General features: G+C 56.1%; 9 protein-coding genes and 1 pseudogene. 6 read left to right on the top strand and 4 right to left on the bottom strand.

Annotated elements, in window-relative coordinates; all coding sequences use genetic code 11:
- The first annotated feature begins 29 nt into the window (after positions 1–29).
- Both P3C52_RS10705 and P3C52_RS10700 read left to right on the top strand, forming a co-directional pair.
- Complete coding sequence (locus P3C52_RS10705) at positions 30–926, top strand: alpha/beta hydrolase (RefSeq protein WP_275554985.1); 897 nt, start codon at positions 30–32, stop codon at positions 924–926.
- Positions 927–1,159: 233 nt separating this feature from the next.
- A complete protein-coding gene (locus tag P3C52_RS10700; RefSeq protein ID WP_275554984.1) occupies positions 1,160–1,807 on the top strand; it encodes a metallophosphoesterase in 648 nt (215 codons plus the stop codon).
- A 170-nt stretch (positions 1,808–1,977) separates the two neighbouring features.
- Here P3C52_RS10700 and rsmF read toward each other — a convergent pair whose 3' ends face one another.
- From rsmF to yebS, 3 genes and pseudogenes are all read right to left on the bottom strand, one after another.
- Positions 1,978–3,438 (bottom strand): 16S rRNA (cytosine(1407)-C(5))-methyltransferase RsmF, encoded by a 1,461-nt coding sequence (rsmF, locus tag P3C52_RS10695; RefSeq protein ID WP_275554983.1) that lies wholly within the window; start codon positions 3,436–3,438, stop codon positions 1,978–1,980.
- 79 nt (positions 3,439–3,517) lie between these two features.
- Positions 3,518–6,152: pseudogene (locus P3C52_RS10690) on the bottom strand (MlaD family protein).
- Positions 6,118–7,359 carry a membrane integrity lipid transport subunit YebS gene (gene yebS, locus P3C52_RS10685; protein WP_275554982.1) on the bottom strand — a complete coding sequence of 414 codons (1,242 nt, stop codon included), beginning with the start codon at positions 7,357–7,359 and terminating at the stop codon, positions 6,118–6,120. The pseudogene P3C52_RS10690 and the gene yebS overlap by 35 nt, the downstream one beginning before the upstream one ends.
- 219 nt (positions 7,360–7,578) lie before the next feature.
- Here yebS and P3C52_RS10680 point away from each other — a divergent pair, with 219 nt between their 5' ends.
- From P3C52_RS10680 to htpX, 4 genes are all read left to right on the top strand, one after another.
- Complete coding sequence (locus P3C52_RS10680) at positions 7,579–8,079, top strand: GAF domain-containing protein (RefSeq protein WP_275554981.1); 501 nt, start codon at positions 7,579–7,581, stop codon at positions 8,077–8,079.
- Positions 8,080–8,175: 96 nt separating this feature from the next.
- Entirely contained in the window at positions 8,176–8,871 is a 696-nt protein-coding gene (gene proQ / locus P3C52_RS10675) for an RNA chaperone ProQ (protein WP_275554980.1), read from the top strand.
- A gap of 19 nt (positions 8,872–8,890) precedes the next feature.
- Complete coding sequence (gene prc, locus P3C52_RS10670) at positions 8,891–10,936, top strand: carboxy terminal-processing peptidase (protein WP_275554979.1); 2,046 nt, start codon at positions 8,891–8,893, stop codon at positions 10,934–10,936.
- Positions 10,937–11,172: 236 nt separating this feature from the next.
- The gene (htpX, locus tag P3C52_RS10665; protein WP_275554978.1) at positions 11,173–12,054 is read left to right on the top strand and encodes a protease HtpX; all 882 of its coding nucleotides are present in this window, start codon (positions 11,173–11,175) and stop codon (positions 12,052–12,054) included.
- Positions 12,055–12,110: 56 nt separating this feature from the next.
- Here htpX and P3C52_RS10660 read toward each other — a convergent pair whose 3' ends face one another.
- Positions 12,111–13,481, bottom strand: coding sequence for an MFS transporter (locus P3C52_RS10660; protein ID WP_275554977.1), 1,371 nt, complete (start codon positions 13,479–13,481; stop codon positions 12,111–12,113).
- Positions 13,482–13,510 lie beyond the last annotated feature (29 nt).

Genomic DNA, 13,510 nt, shown 5'->3' with positions numbered 1-13,510 from the left:
ATCTGAATTATTATCACGGGAATCCGTACATGCAGAGCAAACCGGCAATTCTTCTGGCAGGCGTACTGGCGCTGGCGCCCGTCTTAGCGCAGGCGGAAACGCAACACAGTCATTGGGGAACGCGCTGGCAGCGTCTTCCCGCCACGCCCGCACCGGTTGTTGGCATGCAGACCGGCTATGCCGAGGTTAACGGCATCCAGCTTTATTACGCCACGCTGGGCCAGGGCTCGCCGGTAATTCTGCTGCACGGCGGGCTGGCGAACAGCGATTACTGGGGCCTGCAGATCCCGGAGCTGGCGAAACACCATCAGGTAATTGTGGTGGACAGCCGCGGACATGGCCGCAGTACGCGCGATCGGCAGCCATACGGTTACGATTTGATGACCGACGATATTATTGCGTTAATGGATCGTCTGCAGTTACCGACGACAGACATTGTGGGCTGGAGCGACGGCGCCATAATCGGGCTGGATATGGCAATGCGCTATCCGCAGCGCGTCAAAAAAGTCTTCGCTTTTGCACCGAATACCACCACGCGCGGCGTCAAAGCAGGTGTGGAAAACAACCCGCTGTTTGCCGCCTATATCGCCCGTGCCGGGGAAGAGTATAAAAAGCTGTCGAAAACGCCGGGTGACTATCAGGCTTTCGTTAAACAGATCGGCCAGATGTGGCAGTCGCAGCCGGAATGGCGCGATGAAGATTTGCGCAAAATCAGCGCTCAGGTAGTGATTGCCGATGGCGATCACGATGAGGCTATAGAGAGAGGACATCTGGAATATATCGCGGCGACCATTCCTGATGCCGGGCTGCTTATTCTGCCGACCGTCAGCCACTTTGCTTTTTTGCAGGCGCCTAAAGAGTTTACCGATGCGGTCATTCACTTTCTTGATGACCAGCCAGCGGCCAGCGCTACCCAGCCGAATTAAACATGACGCGCGGCAACAGCCGCGCGTCAGCCGACAATAAATTTATGCACCAGCCGGGCCAGGATCTCCAGCAGCAGCAGGCTCCCGCTAAAAAGACAGATCAGCATCATAATAAACTTCTTCCGACTCTCCATTCTCGCTGCTCCTGTGAGGGTTTCTCTGCTGCTACACTTTACTGTCAACAGCCTTAACCGCACATCAATATCCACGTTACAGCTGTAAGGAAAACGATCATGTTGTATCAATACCTTAACGGCGATAACTGGCGGCACATTTATCTCGTTGGTGATTTACATGGCTGTCGCGCTTTGCTGGATCGGCAACTGCTGGCCGCGCGCTTTGATACGCAGCAGGATTTACTGATTTCAGTGGGCGACCTTATCGATCGTGGGCCGGACAGTCTCGGCTGTCTGCGGCTGCTGGACGAGCCCTGGTTTCGCAGCGTGCGCGGCAATCATGAGGAGATGGCGCTGGCGGCGCTCTGCGAGGGCGAGGAGCTGTTATGGAAAATGAACGGTGGCGACTGGTTCTGGCAGCTTACAGCACAGCAGCGCGCCGAGGCGCAGGACTATCTCCAGCACTGTCAGGAGCTGCCGCTGATTATACATCTGGCGCAGGACGAACGCCTGACCGTTATCGCCCACGCTGATTATCCGGCATCGCGTTACGCTTTCGAACAGCCTGTTGATGAGTATCAGGTGGTTTGGGGGCGCGATCGTATCCATCGTTTACAGTATGGGCGGGGTGAGACGATTAGCGGCGCCGACGCGTTCTATTTCGGTCATACGCCGCTTGACCAGCCGCTCAGCGGCTGGAACCAGCACTATATTGATACCGGCGCCGTATTCGGCAACCGGCTGACGCTGGTGAAAATTCAGTAGCGCGCCAGCTGCTGGTTGATGGCACCTTATTTTGTTTCGATGCTTTAGCGGCTTATTCACCGTAAGCAGCTTGCTTTGGTGCTTTAGCCGCTTGTTCTCAATGAAACCGTCCGCCTTCGTTCTTGCGCTATTTATTGACTGCAAACAGGTGGCCGTCGTATAGCCGCTGGTTAACTGCGAAACAGTTTGCCGTCGCGCACCAGTTCGCGTGGATAGCTGTTTTTGATCCGCGCGCCCACCTTTTTCGCCAGGCCGATCGGCTGTTGCTGCCAGGTCACCAGCACTTCATCGCGCGGCAGCGGGGCCTGTGGCCAAATATCGCGACCGCGATACCACTCTTCGGCTTCGCTCTCGCTTAGCTCAACGCTGTTTGCGCTATCGGGCCGGGCAAGGGCGATCACCGCTTCGTGCTGCCAGCGATAACCTTTATTAAAGGTTTCCGCCAGCTTAAGACCGATGCGTGAAAAGCGTACCTGACCAATAAGCGGCTCAACGGCGGCAGGAAATAGCCAGATCTCTTTATCGCGCTGCCACAGCGTGAGGTTATCCTGCCAGTGCAGGCCAGATTTGGCTGCTGCATGGATCACCGTCTGGGCATCTTTACGCGACAGTGGGCTAAAGGGAAACTTGCCGACTTTATAACCTGGCGTGGGAAGCGGCGCGACGCCTGCGGTTTTCCGTAGCCGCGCGACAAAGAAACCTTCGCTGTCGAACAGCTGCGGGAATACATGCAGGAAGCCTTCCGGCGTCACGGCCTGTTCCGCGCCGGGGAAAAGATCGGCCAGCGGCTCAATCTCCAGCGCGTCGGGATAACGCTGGCAAAGCCACATCACCACCTGCTGATTTTCCAGCATATTAAGCGTACAGGTTGAGTAGATCAGCGTGCCGCCGGGCTTTAATGCATGAAATGCGCTGTCGATCAGATCGCGCTGAGTGGCGGCAATTTCCTGCGTACTTTCCAGCGTCCAGTTGCGCAGCGCATCGGGATCTTTACGAATGACGCCTTCGCCGGAGCAGGGCGCATCAAGCAGGATCGCATCGAACGTTTCCGGCAGCGCGGCGCCGAATACGCGCCCGTCGAAATGGGTTATTGCCGTATTGCTGATACCGCAGCGGCTGATATTGGCATGCAATACTTTTACCCGGCTGGCGGCATATTCGTTAGCGAGAATCATCCCTTCATTATTCATCAGCGCCGCCATTTGCGTGGTCTTTGAGCCCGGCGCGGCGGCGACATCCAGCACGCGTTCAGGCTGCGGTTGTGCGTTAAACAGCGCAGTGACCGGCAGCATGGAACTGGCTTCCTGAATATAAAACAGTCCGCTCAGATGCTCGGCGACGCTGCCCAGCGGCAACGCGTCATCTTCTGTGCGCCGCGTAATCCAGAAGCCCTCGGCACACCAGGGAATCGGTGTGAGCTGCCAGCCGTAATCAGCCGTCTGGCGTAAAAAGTCCGCCACGCTGATTTTCAGGGTATTTACGCGCAGGCTGCGGCGCAGCGGCTGTTGACTGATGGCGAGAAAGGCTTGCAGGCTGGCCTCATCGGGCAGTGTTTGCTGCATCAGATCAAGAAAAGCTTCAGGGAAGCGGGCTGGGAGGGTTGGGCCACGACAGAGTTCCGGTAGTTGCAAAAAAATCAGGCGGGAAGTGTATCACAGCTGCGTTAAAAGCCGATGAAGCGGGAGCCTGTCAGACAGGCTCCCGCCAGTATCAGGAGGAGGGGATCGCCGTTCCCCATTTACGCCACTCTTTCGGCTCCTCATCCTGCAACAGGAAATGCTTGCCGGAGGAGGCCTGCGGCGCCAGCGGCACCGTCGGCGGCGTGGCAAACTGAATGCCGCCGCGAATAAACTGCTGGAAGGTGCCGGTTTTCACGACGCCGCCAATCAGGCCAAATTCCAGGTTGTAGCCGGAGGCGAGCCAGAAGATAGAGTTATTGCGCACCAGATGCTGATATTTTCGGCTGATACGCAGCTGAACCTGCACGCGATCCGCCATACTGCCCAGCGACGTGCCGGTTACCGTACCCACCTCGACGCCGCGGAACAGCACCGGCGTACCGATGCCCAGCGAGCCCGCTTCCGGCGCATCCACTACAATGCTCAGCCCGTCCAGATAGCGCGAGTCGGTAATGGTGGTTTCCTGAAGCTCAAAGCGGCGATTGAGGGCGCCTTTACCCGGATCGACGTTGACGTACGGCTGGAGCAACGTCTCCAGATGGTTTACGCCGGTCGCCGAGATTTCCGGCGAGACTACCGAGAAGCGGCTGCCGGTACGGGCAAAGCTTTGCACATATTCCGGGTAAAGCACCGCTTTGGCGATCACCTGGTTGTGATCGCGGCTCAGCGCCAGCGACTCAACCTGACCAATATCGATGCCCAGATAGCGAATCGGCATACCAGCAGAGAGTTTGCTGCCGTCATAGGTATGCAGCAAGATCTGGCTGCCGACGGCGCGCGCAGCGGTTTCCGAGCTGTAAAGCACGCGCGTTTCATTTTTGCTGCTGCTGGCGCCGGCCAGGTTGTCAAAGCTGATGGCGCCGCGTAAGGCGCGGTTCAGCGGTGAGGCCTGCACCGTCAGTCCGGCACCGTTCAGCTGCACTTTGGCGCCGCCTTCGGCCCAGAATACGCTATCGGCCGTCAGCAGCTTGCGGTATTCCGGCTTGATATGTACCGCCACCAGGAATTCATTGGTTTTCGGCGTGACATCAACAATTTCGCCCACGGAACTTGCGGTACAGCACTACCGATCCCGGCTGAATATCGGGCAGGCTTTCGGCGCGCAGCGTCAGTGTGGTCGAGGGGCGTTCGCCGGTAATGCCTTCCTCCGCTTTTTCCGCATTAGCATAGAGCGGATAGCGAGCCAGCGGCGCGCCTTTGCCGCCCGGCTCAAGGCGGATGCCGCCGTCCACCCATTCGCTGGCACTGGCACCCAACACTTTCATGCCGTCCAGACCAAATTTCACGTCGAGTCGGCTGTTGATAATAAATTTGCTGTCGCCATGCACCAGCTGGCGATGTTCAGGGGCGATCGCCGCCTCAAACTCCACGCCTTTAGTGGTCAGCGTGCGGCGGATAACCTGACCAATTTGAATGCCGCGCAGCATTACCGGCTGACCAGCGTCGATGCCGTAGCTTTCCGGCGCGCTAAGCCGCACGGTCAGGACATCCGGCTGCTGCAACAGTGCTTCATTGCTTTGACGCACCTGGAAATGATCCTGATGCTCGCCTTCGCCGGGAATCAGTTCCAGCGTGGTGCCGGTCAACAGGTTGCTCAGGTTGGGATTATTCAGGCTGACGCGCGGGCTGCGCATTTCGATGCGCGTACCGCTGCGCATTAAGCCCACCACGGAAGGATCCAGCGTCAGTTCGCCGGTCACTTTGCCGCCGGACTGAAGCGTCATTTTTGTCAGGGTGCCCACTTCCAGCCCCTGATAGGTTAGCGGCGTGCTGCCTTCTTTTAATCCTTTACCGTTGGGCAGATCGAGCGTGACGATAACGCCGCGCTGACTGTGCGCCAGGTCGGGATAAAGGTGATAGTTGCTTTCGCTGGCAGCCTGCTGCGAGGCGGGCGGGGAGTCAAAGGCGATTGCACCGTTGACCAGCGCCGACAGGCTTTCCAGCTCCACCTTCGCGCCGCTCAGGCTGACGTCCGCCTTAACGCCGGAGACATTCCAGAAACGGCTGTCTTTTTTCACCAGGTTAGTAAAGCGCCGCTCAATCAGCACATCAATCGTCACACCTTTATTATCGGAATTAATGGTGTAGTCATAGACCCGGCCAACCGGAATTTTGCGGTAATAAACCAGCGATCCGGTATTCAGCGAACCGAGATCGGGCGCCTGCAAATGCAGCAGCATCTCACCGGTATTAACGCGATATTTAGGCTGAGTATCGAGCGCGACGAAGTTTTCGCGCGGCTGCCCCGATTTGCCCGGCATCATGCCGATATAGTTGCCGCCCACCAGCGCATCCAGCCCGGATACCCCCGCCAGCGACGCTTTCGGCGTCACCAGCCAGAATTGCGCATCTTCGCGTAGCGCCTCGCGCATATCGCTTTTAATACTGACGCGCACTTTAATGGTGCGCAAATCGTCGCTGAGCGCGATGCCTTGCACGGTGCCGACTTCCACGCCCTGATAACGCACCGGCGTGCGGCCCGGCACAATTCCGTCGGCCTGGGCGAAATCGATGGTGACCGTGGTGCCGCGTTCCTGATAGTTGGTCCACAGCAGCCAGCCGGCAATCATCAGGGCGATAAAAGGCAGCAGCCAGAACGGCGAAATTTTACGCTTGTTGGTTATCCGCGCTTTAGTCGGTGTAGTCGGCGTTTGTTGCATGAGCATCCCAAATAAGACGGCTATCCAGCCATTGCACGGCAAGGATAGTTAAGATTACTGCGGCGCCAAAATAGAAGGCGGCCGGTCCCATAGTAAAAGCCAGCAGCTGGTCACGGTTTACCAGCGACATGGTTAATGAAATCACAAACAGATCGAGCATCGACCAGCGTCCGACCCAGGTCACCAGCCGCAGCAAGCGAATACGGGTTTTCAACCCGTGCTGACAGCGGAAATGAATGCTGAGCAGTAAAACCAGCAGCACGATGACTTTGGTAAAGGGCACCAGAATACTGGCGATAAACACAATCGCCGCCACCGGAATATTGCCGGAAGCGAGCGACAGAATGCCGGAGAAAATCGTATCTTCCTGGCGTCCGCCGTTCAGATAAATAACCGAAATCGGCAGCAGGTTTGCCGGGATGAGCAAAATGGTGGCGGAGATCAGCGCCGCCCAGGATTTTTGCAGGCTATAGGGGCGGCGCAGGGCGAGACGCGTATGGCAGCGCGGACAGCGGCCGCGCATATCGGCCATCCCGGTATGATGACAGTTCAGGCAGATGCGCAGCTTTTCCGGCTCGACATCCGGTTCCGGCTGTGGATAGAAGCGATGCCACAACTGTTCCAGATTCAGATGAATCATAGTCAGCAGACTCAATATCATCAGCGAGACAAAGGCCACTAGCCCGTAGCCGATCTCAATGTCGGCGTAATCTTTCACCTTAATCGACGCCACAGCCACACCGACCAGATAAATATCCAGCATCACCCACTCTTTCAGGCGTTCAAGCATCAGCAGGACCGGGCGCAGGTTCATCCCCAGCCGATCGCCGAAAAACAGAAAGGCGATGGCCGCTACCAGCGTAACCGGCGCGCCGATAGTGCAAAAGGCGACCATCGCGGCGGTCAGCACATCGCCCTGCATCGTCATCTGCATAATGCCGGTCAGCAGGTTGGCGCGAATAGGCGTTCCCAGCAGGCGGATCTCAATCAGCGGCTCGGTAAAGGCAAAGGGCATCAGCAAAAGCATGGTGATGGCCATCGCCGTCAAACGCGTCATCGACCAGTCGCGGCCGTTAAGGATTTTCGCGTTGCAGCGCGGGCAATGCGCTGACTGAAAAGATTTAACATCCGGTAAGGAAAAAAGGGTATCGCATTGCGGACAACGCTGATAACGTTCATGGGGCAGAACGTGACTGATAGTATGTATTTTCATATATTAAAGCAGTGACCCTCAACGTGCAGAAATGCACGGTCCTTAAAAAGTCGCAAAACGGACGCTGAGGGGCATAGCCCGTTTTGATAATCCGATCCGCAAGATCCTAAGGTTATATTAACTATTGCGATCCTTCACCTTGTGGCAATGGATATTTAATGCTTATTTTACCGGACGGCACGATTGTTGCCGTCCGCTTGTTTTTGAGATGGTCAGGAAATGAACAAACAAGAATTTTATCACGATCTAAATCGCGATTTGCGCGCGCTTATCGCCGGTGAAACCAGCTTTCTGGCGGCGCTAAGCAACAGCAGCGCACTACTGTTCGAGCGGCTGGAAGGGGTTAACTGGGCGGGCTTCTATCTGCTAACCGAAGAGAAGATGCTGGTGCTGGGGCCGTTCCAGGGGAAAATCGCCTGCGTGCGTATTCCGGTCGGTCGCGGCGTTTGTGGCACGGCAGTTGCAAAGAAAAAAGTGCAGCGCGTTGACGATGTTCACGCCTTCCCCGGTCATATCGCCTGCGATGCCGCCAGCAATGCCGAAATCGTGCTACCGCTGGTGGTGGATGGTGAAGTGATCGGCGTCCTGGATATTGACAGCACGGTGTTCAATCGTTTTGACAGCGAAGATGAGGCCGGACTGCAAACCTTCACTGATGGGCTGTGCGAGGTGTTGGCCAACAGCGATGTTAAAAAATTTATTTATCTGAATCGTTGCTAAAGCGCTGGATTTCGTGGCAATTGCCGATGGGGTCATTATAATGTCGCCTGTTCATGCCCGCGCTGGTTGGCAAACCCGTTGTAATCAGGAAATTTCATGGAAAATCAACCTAAGTTGAATAGCAGTAAAGAAGTCATCGCCTGGCTTGCGGAGCGTTTCCCGCACTGCTTTAGTGCCGAAGGTGAAGCGCGTCCGCTTAAAATCGGTATCTTTCAGGACCTCGTCGAACGTGTTCAGGGTGAAATGAGCCTGAGCAAAACGCAATTACGTTCCGCTCTGCGTCTTTATACCTCCAGCTGGCGCTACCTGTACGGCGTCAAAGCAGGCGCAACCCGCGTCGATCTGGACGGCAATCCCTGCGGTGAGCTGGAAGAGCAGCATGTTGAACATGCGCGCAAACAGCTTGAAGAAGCAAAAGCCCGTATTCAGCAGCAGCGCCAGCAGCAACAGGCGAAAAAGCGTGAAGCCGGCGAGGAAACGCCTGCCCGTCGTCCGCGCAAAGCCGTCAGCCGCAAACCTGCTGAAGGCGAGCGTCAGCCTGCGCGCAAACCGCGTGCTAACGATGCGCGTCCTGCTCAGGAGCGCGCTACCGCTGCGCCGCGTCAGGCTCAACAGCCGCGTCCGCAGCCCGTTACCGATACCTCAGCGCTACAGCCCGGTCAAAATATCAAAGTGAAAGCCGGCAAAAGCGCGATGGATGCAACCGTTCTGGAAATCTCTAAGGATGGCGTCCGGGTACAGCTGGCTTCCGGTCTGGCAATGATCGTACGCGCAGAACATTTACAGTTCTGAAACGGAGGCCAACCTGGGCATGAACACATTTTTTAAGATGAGCGTAATGGCGGGCCTGCTGCTGGCAGGTCAGGCCATTGCCGCTGACAGCATTACCCGTGCGGATCAAATTCCGCAGCTGCATGAAGAACCGCAGCACGCTACCGTTAGCGAACGCGTTACCTCACGTTTTACCCGCTCTCACTACCGCCAGTTCGATCTCGATCAACAGTTCTCAGCAAAAATCTTCGACCGCTATCTGAATATGCTGGACTACAGCCATAACGTGCTGCTGGCAACGGATGTGGCGCAGTTTGCCGATAAGAAAACCACGCTGGGCGATGAGCTACGCAGCGGCAAGCTGACGGTATTCTACGATTTATTCAATCTGGCGCAAAAGCGTCGGTTTGAGCGTTATCAGTATGCGTTGTCGGTACTGAACCGGCCTATGAATTTCACCGGTAACGACACGATCGATACCGATCGCAGCAAGGCGCCGTGGCCGAAAAACGTCGCCGAGCTGAATGCGCTGTGGGACGCCAAAGTTAAATACGATCAGCTCAGCCTGAAGCTGACCGGCAAGAAAGATGCCGAAATCAAAGAGATCCTCACCAAGCGTTACAATTCTGCCATTCGTCGCCTGGCGCAGAGCAACAGTGAAGATGTGTTCCAGCTGGCGATGAATGCCTTCGCGCATGAGATCGATCCGCATACCAACTATCTGTCGCCGCGCAATACCGAGCAGTTTAATACCGAAATGAGCCTGTCGCTGGAAGGGATCGGCGCCGTGCTGCAAATGGATGAAGACTACACGGTGATTAACTCGATGGTCGCGGGCGGCCCGGCAGCGAAAAGCAAAGCGCTGAACGTCGGCGATCGCATTGTCGGCGTCGGTCAGCCGGGCAAGCCGATTGAAGATGTGATCGGCCTGCGTCTGGATGATGTCGTCGCGAAAATCAAAGGGCCGAAGGGCAGCAAAGTGCGCCTGGAGATCCTGCCGGCCGGAAAGGGCACCAAAACCCGAACCATCACGCTGACGCGCGAAAAAATCCGTCTGGAAGATCGCGCGGTGAAAATGAGCGTGCATAACGTCGGCAAAGATAAGGTTGGCGTGCTGGATATTCCAGGCTTCTATGTAGGTCTGACCGATGACGTGAAGGTGCAGCTACAGAAACTGCAGAAGCAGCACGTAGACAGCGTGGTGATCGATCTGCGCACCAACGGCGGCGGTGCCCTGACCGAAGCAGTCTCGCTTTCTGGCCTGTTTATTCCGAGCGGCCCGGTGGTTCAGGTGCGCGATAATAACGGCAAGGTGCGTGAAGACAGCGATAATGACGGCGTAGTCTATTACAAAGGCCCGCTGGTGGTGCTGGTCGATCGCTTCAGCGCCTCAGCGTCGGAGATCTTTGCGGCAGCCATGCAGGATTATGGCCGCGCGCTGATTGTCGGCGAGCCAACCTTTGGTAAAGGCACCGTTCAGCAGTATCGCTCGCTGAATCGTATCTACGATCAGATGCTGCGTCCTGAATGGCCTGCGCTGGGCTCGGTTCAGTACACCATTCAGAAATTCTACCGTATCAACGGCGGCAGCACCCAGCGTAAGGGCGTGACGCCCGATCTGCTGATGCCGACCGGTATCGAAGCGGCGGAAACGGGCGAGAAGTTCGAAGATAACGCCTTACCGTGGGACAGCATTGAAGCGGCGAGCTATACCAAATCGGGTGACTTAAGCAGCCTGGTGCCGCAGCTGAAAAAAGCGCACGATGAGCGTATCGCTAAAGATGCGGAGTTCCAGTACATCATCAAGGATATTCAGCGTTATAACGCCATGAAGGATAAGCGCAATATCGTCTCGCTCAACCTTGCCCAGCGCGAGAAAGAGAATCAGGAAGATGATGCGCTGCGTCTGGAGCGGATTAACGCACGTTATAAAGCGGAAGGGAAAAAACCGCTGGCTAAACTTGAAGATCTGCCGAAGGATTACAAGGAGCCCGATCCTTATCTGGATGAGACGGTAAATATCGCTAACGATCTTGCCCATCAGCAGCCGGAACAGCCGACCGAAAAAGCCACAGCGGCAAAATAAATCGGCCATTTACGGCAATCAAATAAGGCACTGCGCAAGCGGTGCCCTTTCTTTTTTGCGCGATTGTTCAGCCGCCCTAATGACCTGCTGAGCGCCAGGTCAAAAAGGTTGCGACAAAATGTAAAGTTATGTCTTTTTAGGCACTTAAACGTTAAGGTTGCTTGAAAAGCGCTGCGATGACCCTACGATGTATATCCGCGCATGGGCGCTTAGTTAACTGAGGAAGATTAAAGTTTATGATGCGTATTGCTCTTTTCCTGCTGACCAACCTTGCCGTGATGTTGGTATTCGGGCTCATTCTTAGCCTGACAGGAATTCAGTCAAGCAGTGTGCAGGGCCTGATGATAATGGCAGGTCTGTTTGGCTTTGGCGGTGCGTTTGTTTCACTGCTGATGTCGAAATGGATGGCACTGCGTTCCGTTGGCGGTGAAGTGATTGAACAGCCGCGTAATGAAACGGAACGCTGGCTGATGGAAACGGTAGGGCGTCAGGCGCAGCAGGCGGGCATCGCCATGCCGCAGGTGGCCATTTACCACGCGCCTGACATTAACGCGTTTGCTACCGGCGCCCGTCGTGATGCGTCGCTGGTGGCAGTATCTACTGGCCTGTTACAGAACATGAGCCGTGACGAAGCGGAGGCGGTGCTGGCGCATGAAATCAGCCATATCGCCAACGGTGATATGGTCACCATGACGCTGATTCAGGGTATCGTGAACACCTTTGTTATCTTTATCTCACGTATTATCGCGCAGCTCGCCGCTGGCTTTCTGTCCGGTAACCGGGATGATGAAGAGAGCAGCAACGGCAACCCGCTGGTCTATTTTGCCGTATCGATGGTGCTGGAGATTGTGTTTGGTATTCTGGCCAGCATGATCACCATGTGGTTCTCGCGTCACCGTGAGTTCCATGCCGATGCCGGTTCTGCTCGTCTGGTCGGCCGTGAGAAGATGATTGCGGCGCTGCAGCGGTTAAAAACCAGCTACGAGCCGCAGGAGCCGGGCAGCATGATGGCGTTCTGCATTAACGGTAAAGGGAAATCGATGAGCGAATTTTTTATGTCGCACCCGCCGTTGGACAAACGTATTGAAGCGCTGCGCAGCGGCCAGTACCTGAAATAACAGGCAAACTGAAAAAAGGCGACCTCCAGGTCGCCTTTTTTATGCCTTCAGTGTGTTTACTGCGGCGGTTGACGCATACGCGACAGGCTGAACAGCGCGGCAACGCTGGAAAACAGACCAGCCAGCAGCAGCGAAGCGTGCGTCCCGTGAGTATCAAACAGATTAAACATCAGTGCCACCAGCGCCGCGCCGCTAGTCTGTCCCAGCAGGCGCGCCGTGCCCAGCATTCCGCTGGCGCCACCGCTGCGATGACGCGGCGCGGCGGAAATAATGGTGTGGTTATTGGGCGACTGGAACAGGCCAAAACCGGCGCCGCATAAAATCATCCGCCAGATAATATCGCCATCGCTGGGTAGGGCGGGAAGCCACGCCAGCGCAAACAGCCCGACCGCAAAAATCGCCAACCCGATACCGCCCAGCAAACCGGCATGAAACCGTTCCAGCAGCCGACCGGCGATGGGCGACATGATCATCGTCGCCAGCGGCCAGGGCGTCAGTAGCAGACCGGTTTCGACTTCGCTTCTGCCCAATACGCTTTGTAAAAAGAAGGGCAGAGAAACCATCGCCAGCATTTGCGCCAGGAATGAACAGACAGAGGTGCAAATTGACAGCGAGAAAATTGGAATGCGCAGCAAATCGACCGGCAGCAGCGGAACCGGCAGCGTAAGCTGACGACGGATAAATAGCGTGCCAATTACCAGCAATGCCAACAGCTCGGCCACAATAATCCGATAATCCTGCCCCTGAGCCGCGCCGCTTAGCGCAGACAGCAGCAGCCCGAAAGTGAGTGCATTCATGATAGCGCTGAGGACATCGAAACGCTGTGCCTGCGACTTCTGCGTATTCTCCGGCAGAAAACGCCAGGCGAGCAGCAGCGCCAGCAGCCCGGCAGGCACGTTAATCAGAAACAGCCATTTCCATGAGGCTACTGCCAGAATTGCGGCAGCCACCGTCGGCCCGGCAGCGCTGGACACCGCCACAATCAACGCGTTAATCGCCATGCCGCGTCCCAGATGGCGTTGCGGATAGATAATTCGTATCAGCGCGGTATTGACGCTCATCAGCGCCGCGCCGCCGAAGCCCTGCATAATGCGCGCAAAAGTCAGCATAGGGAGCGAATCAGAGAAAGCGCATAACAATGACGTAGCGCTAAACAGCAGCAGGCCGCCCTGATAAATACGGCGGTAGCCCAGCAGATCGCCGAGAAAGGAAAAAGAAAGCAGAGAAACGATAATCGCCAGCTGGTAGGCGTTAATAATCCAGATTGATTCTGCCGGACTGGCCTGCAGCTCATTAGCGATAGTCGGCAGAGCGACGTTAGCGATGGTACCATCCAGCACCGCGACGATAATACCTAAAGCAATAGCGGCTATCGCGCCGTAGCGGCGCGGCAGCGGTAGCCCATCCATTTGAGAAGTTGCTGGCATGATAAGAAACTAATGAGGGTGAATATCAA

This window comes from Mixta sp. Marseille-Q2659 (assembly GCF_940807255.1).
Taxonomy (GTDB): Bacteria; Pseudomonadota; Gammaproteobacteria; order Enterobacterales; family Enterobacteriaceae; genus Mixta.
This window is presented reverse-complemented; position numbering and strand designations above follow the sequence as displayed.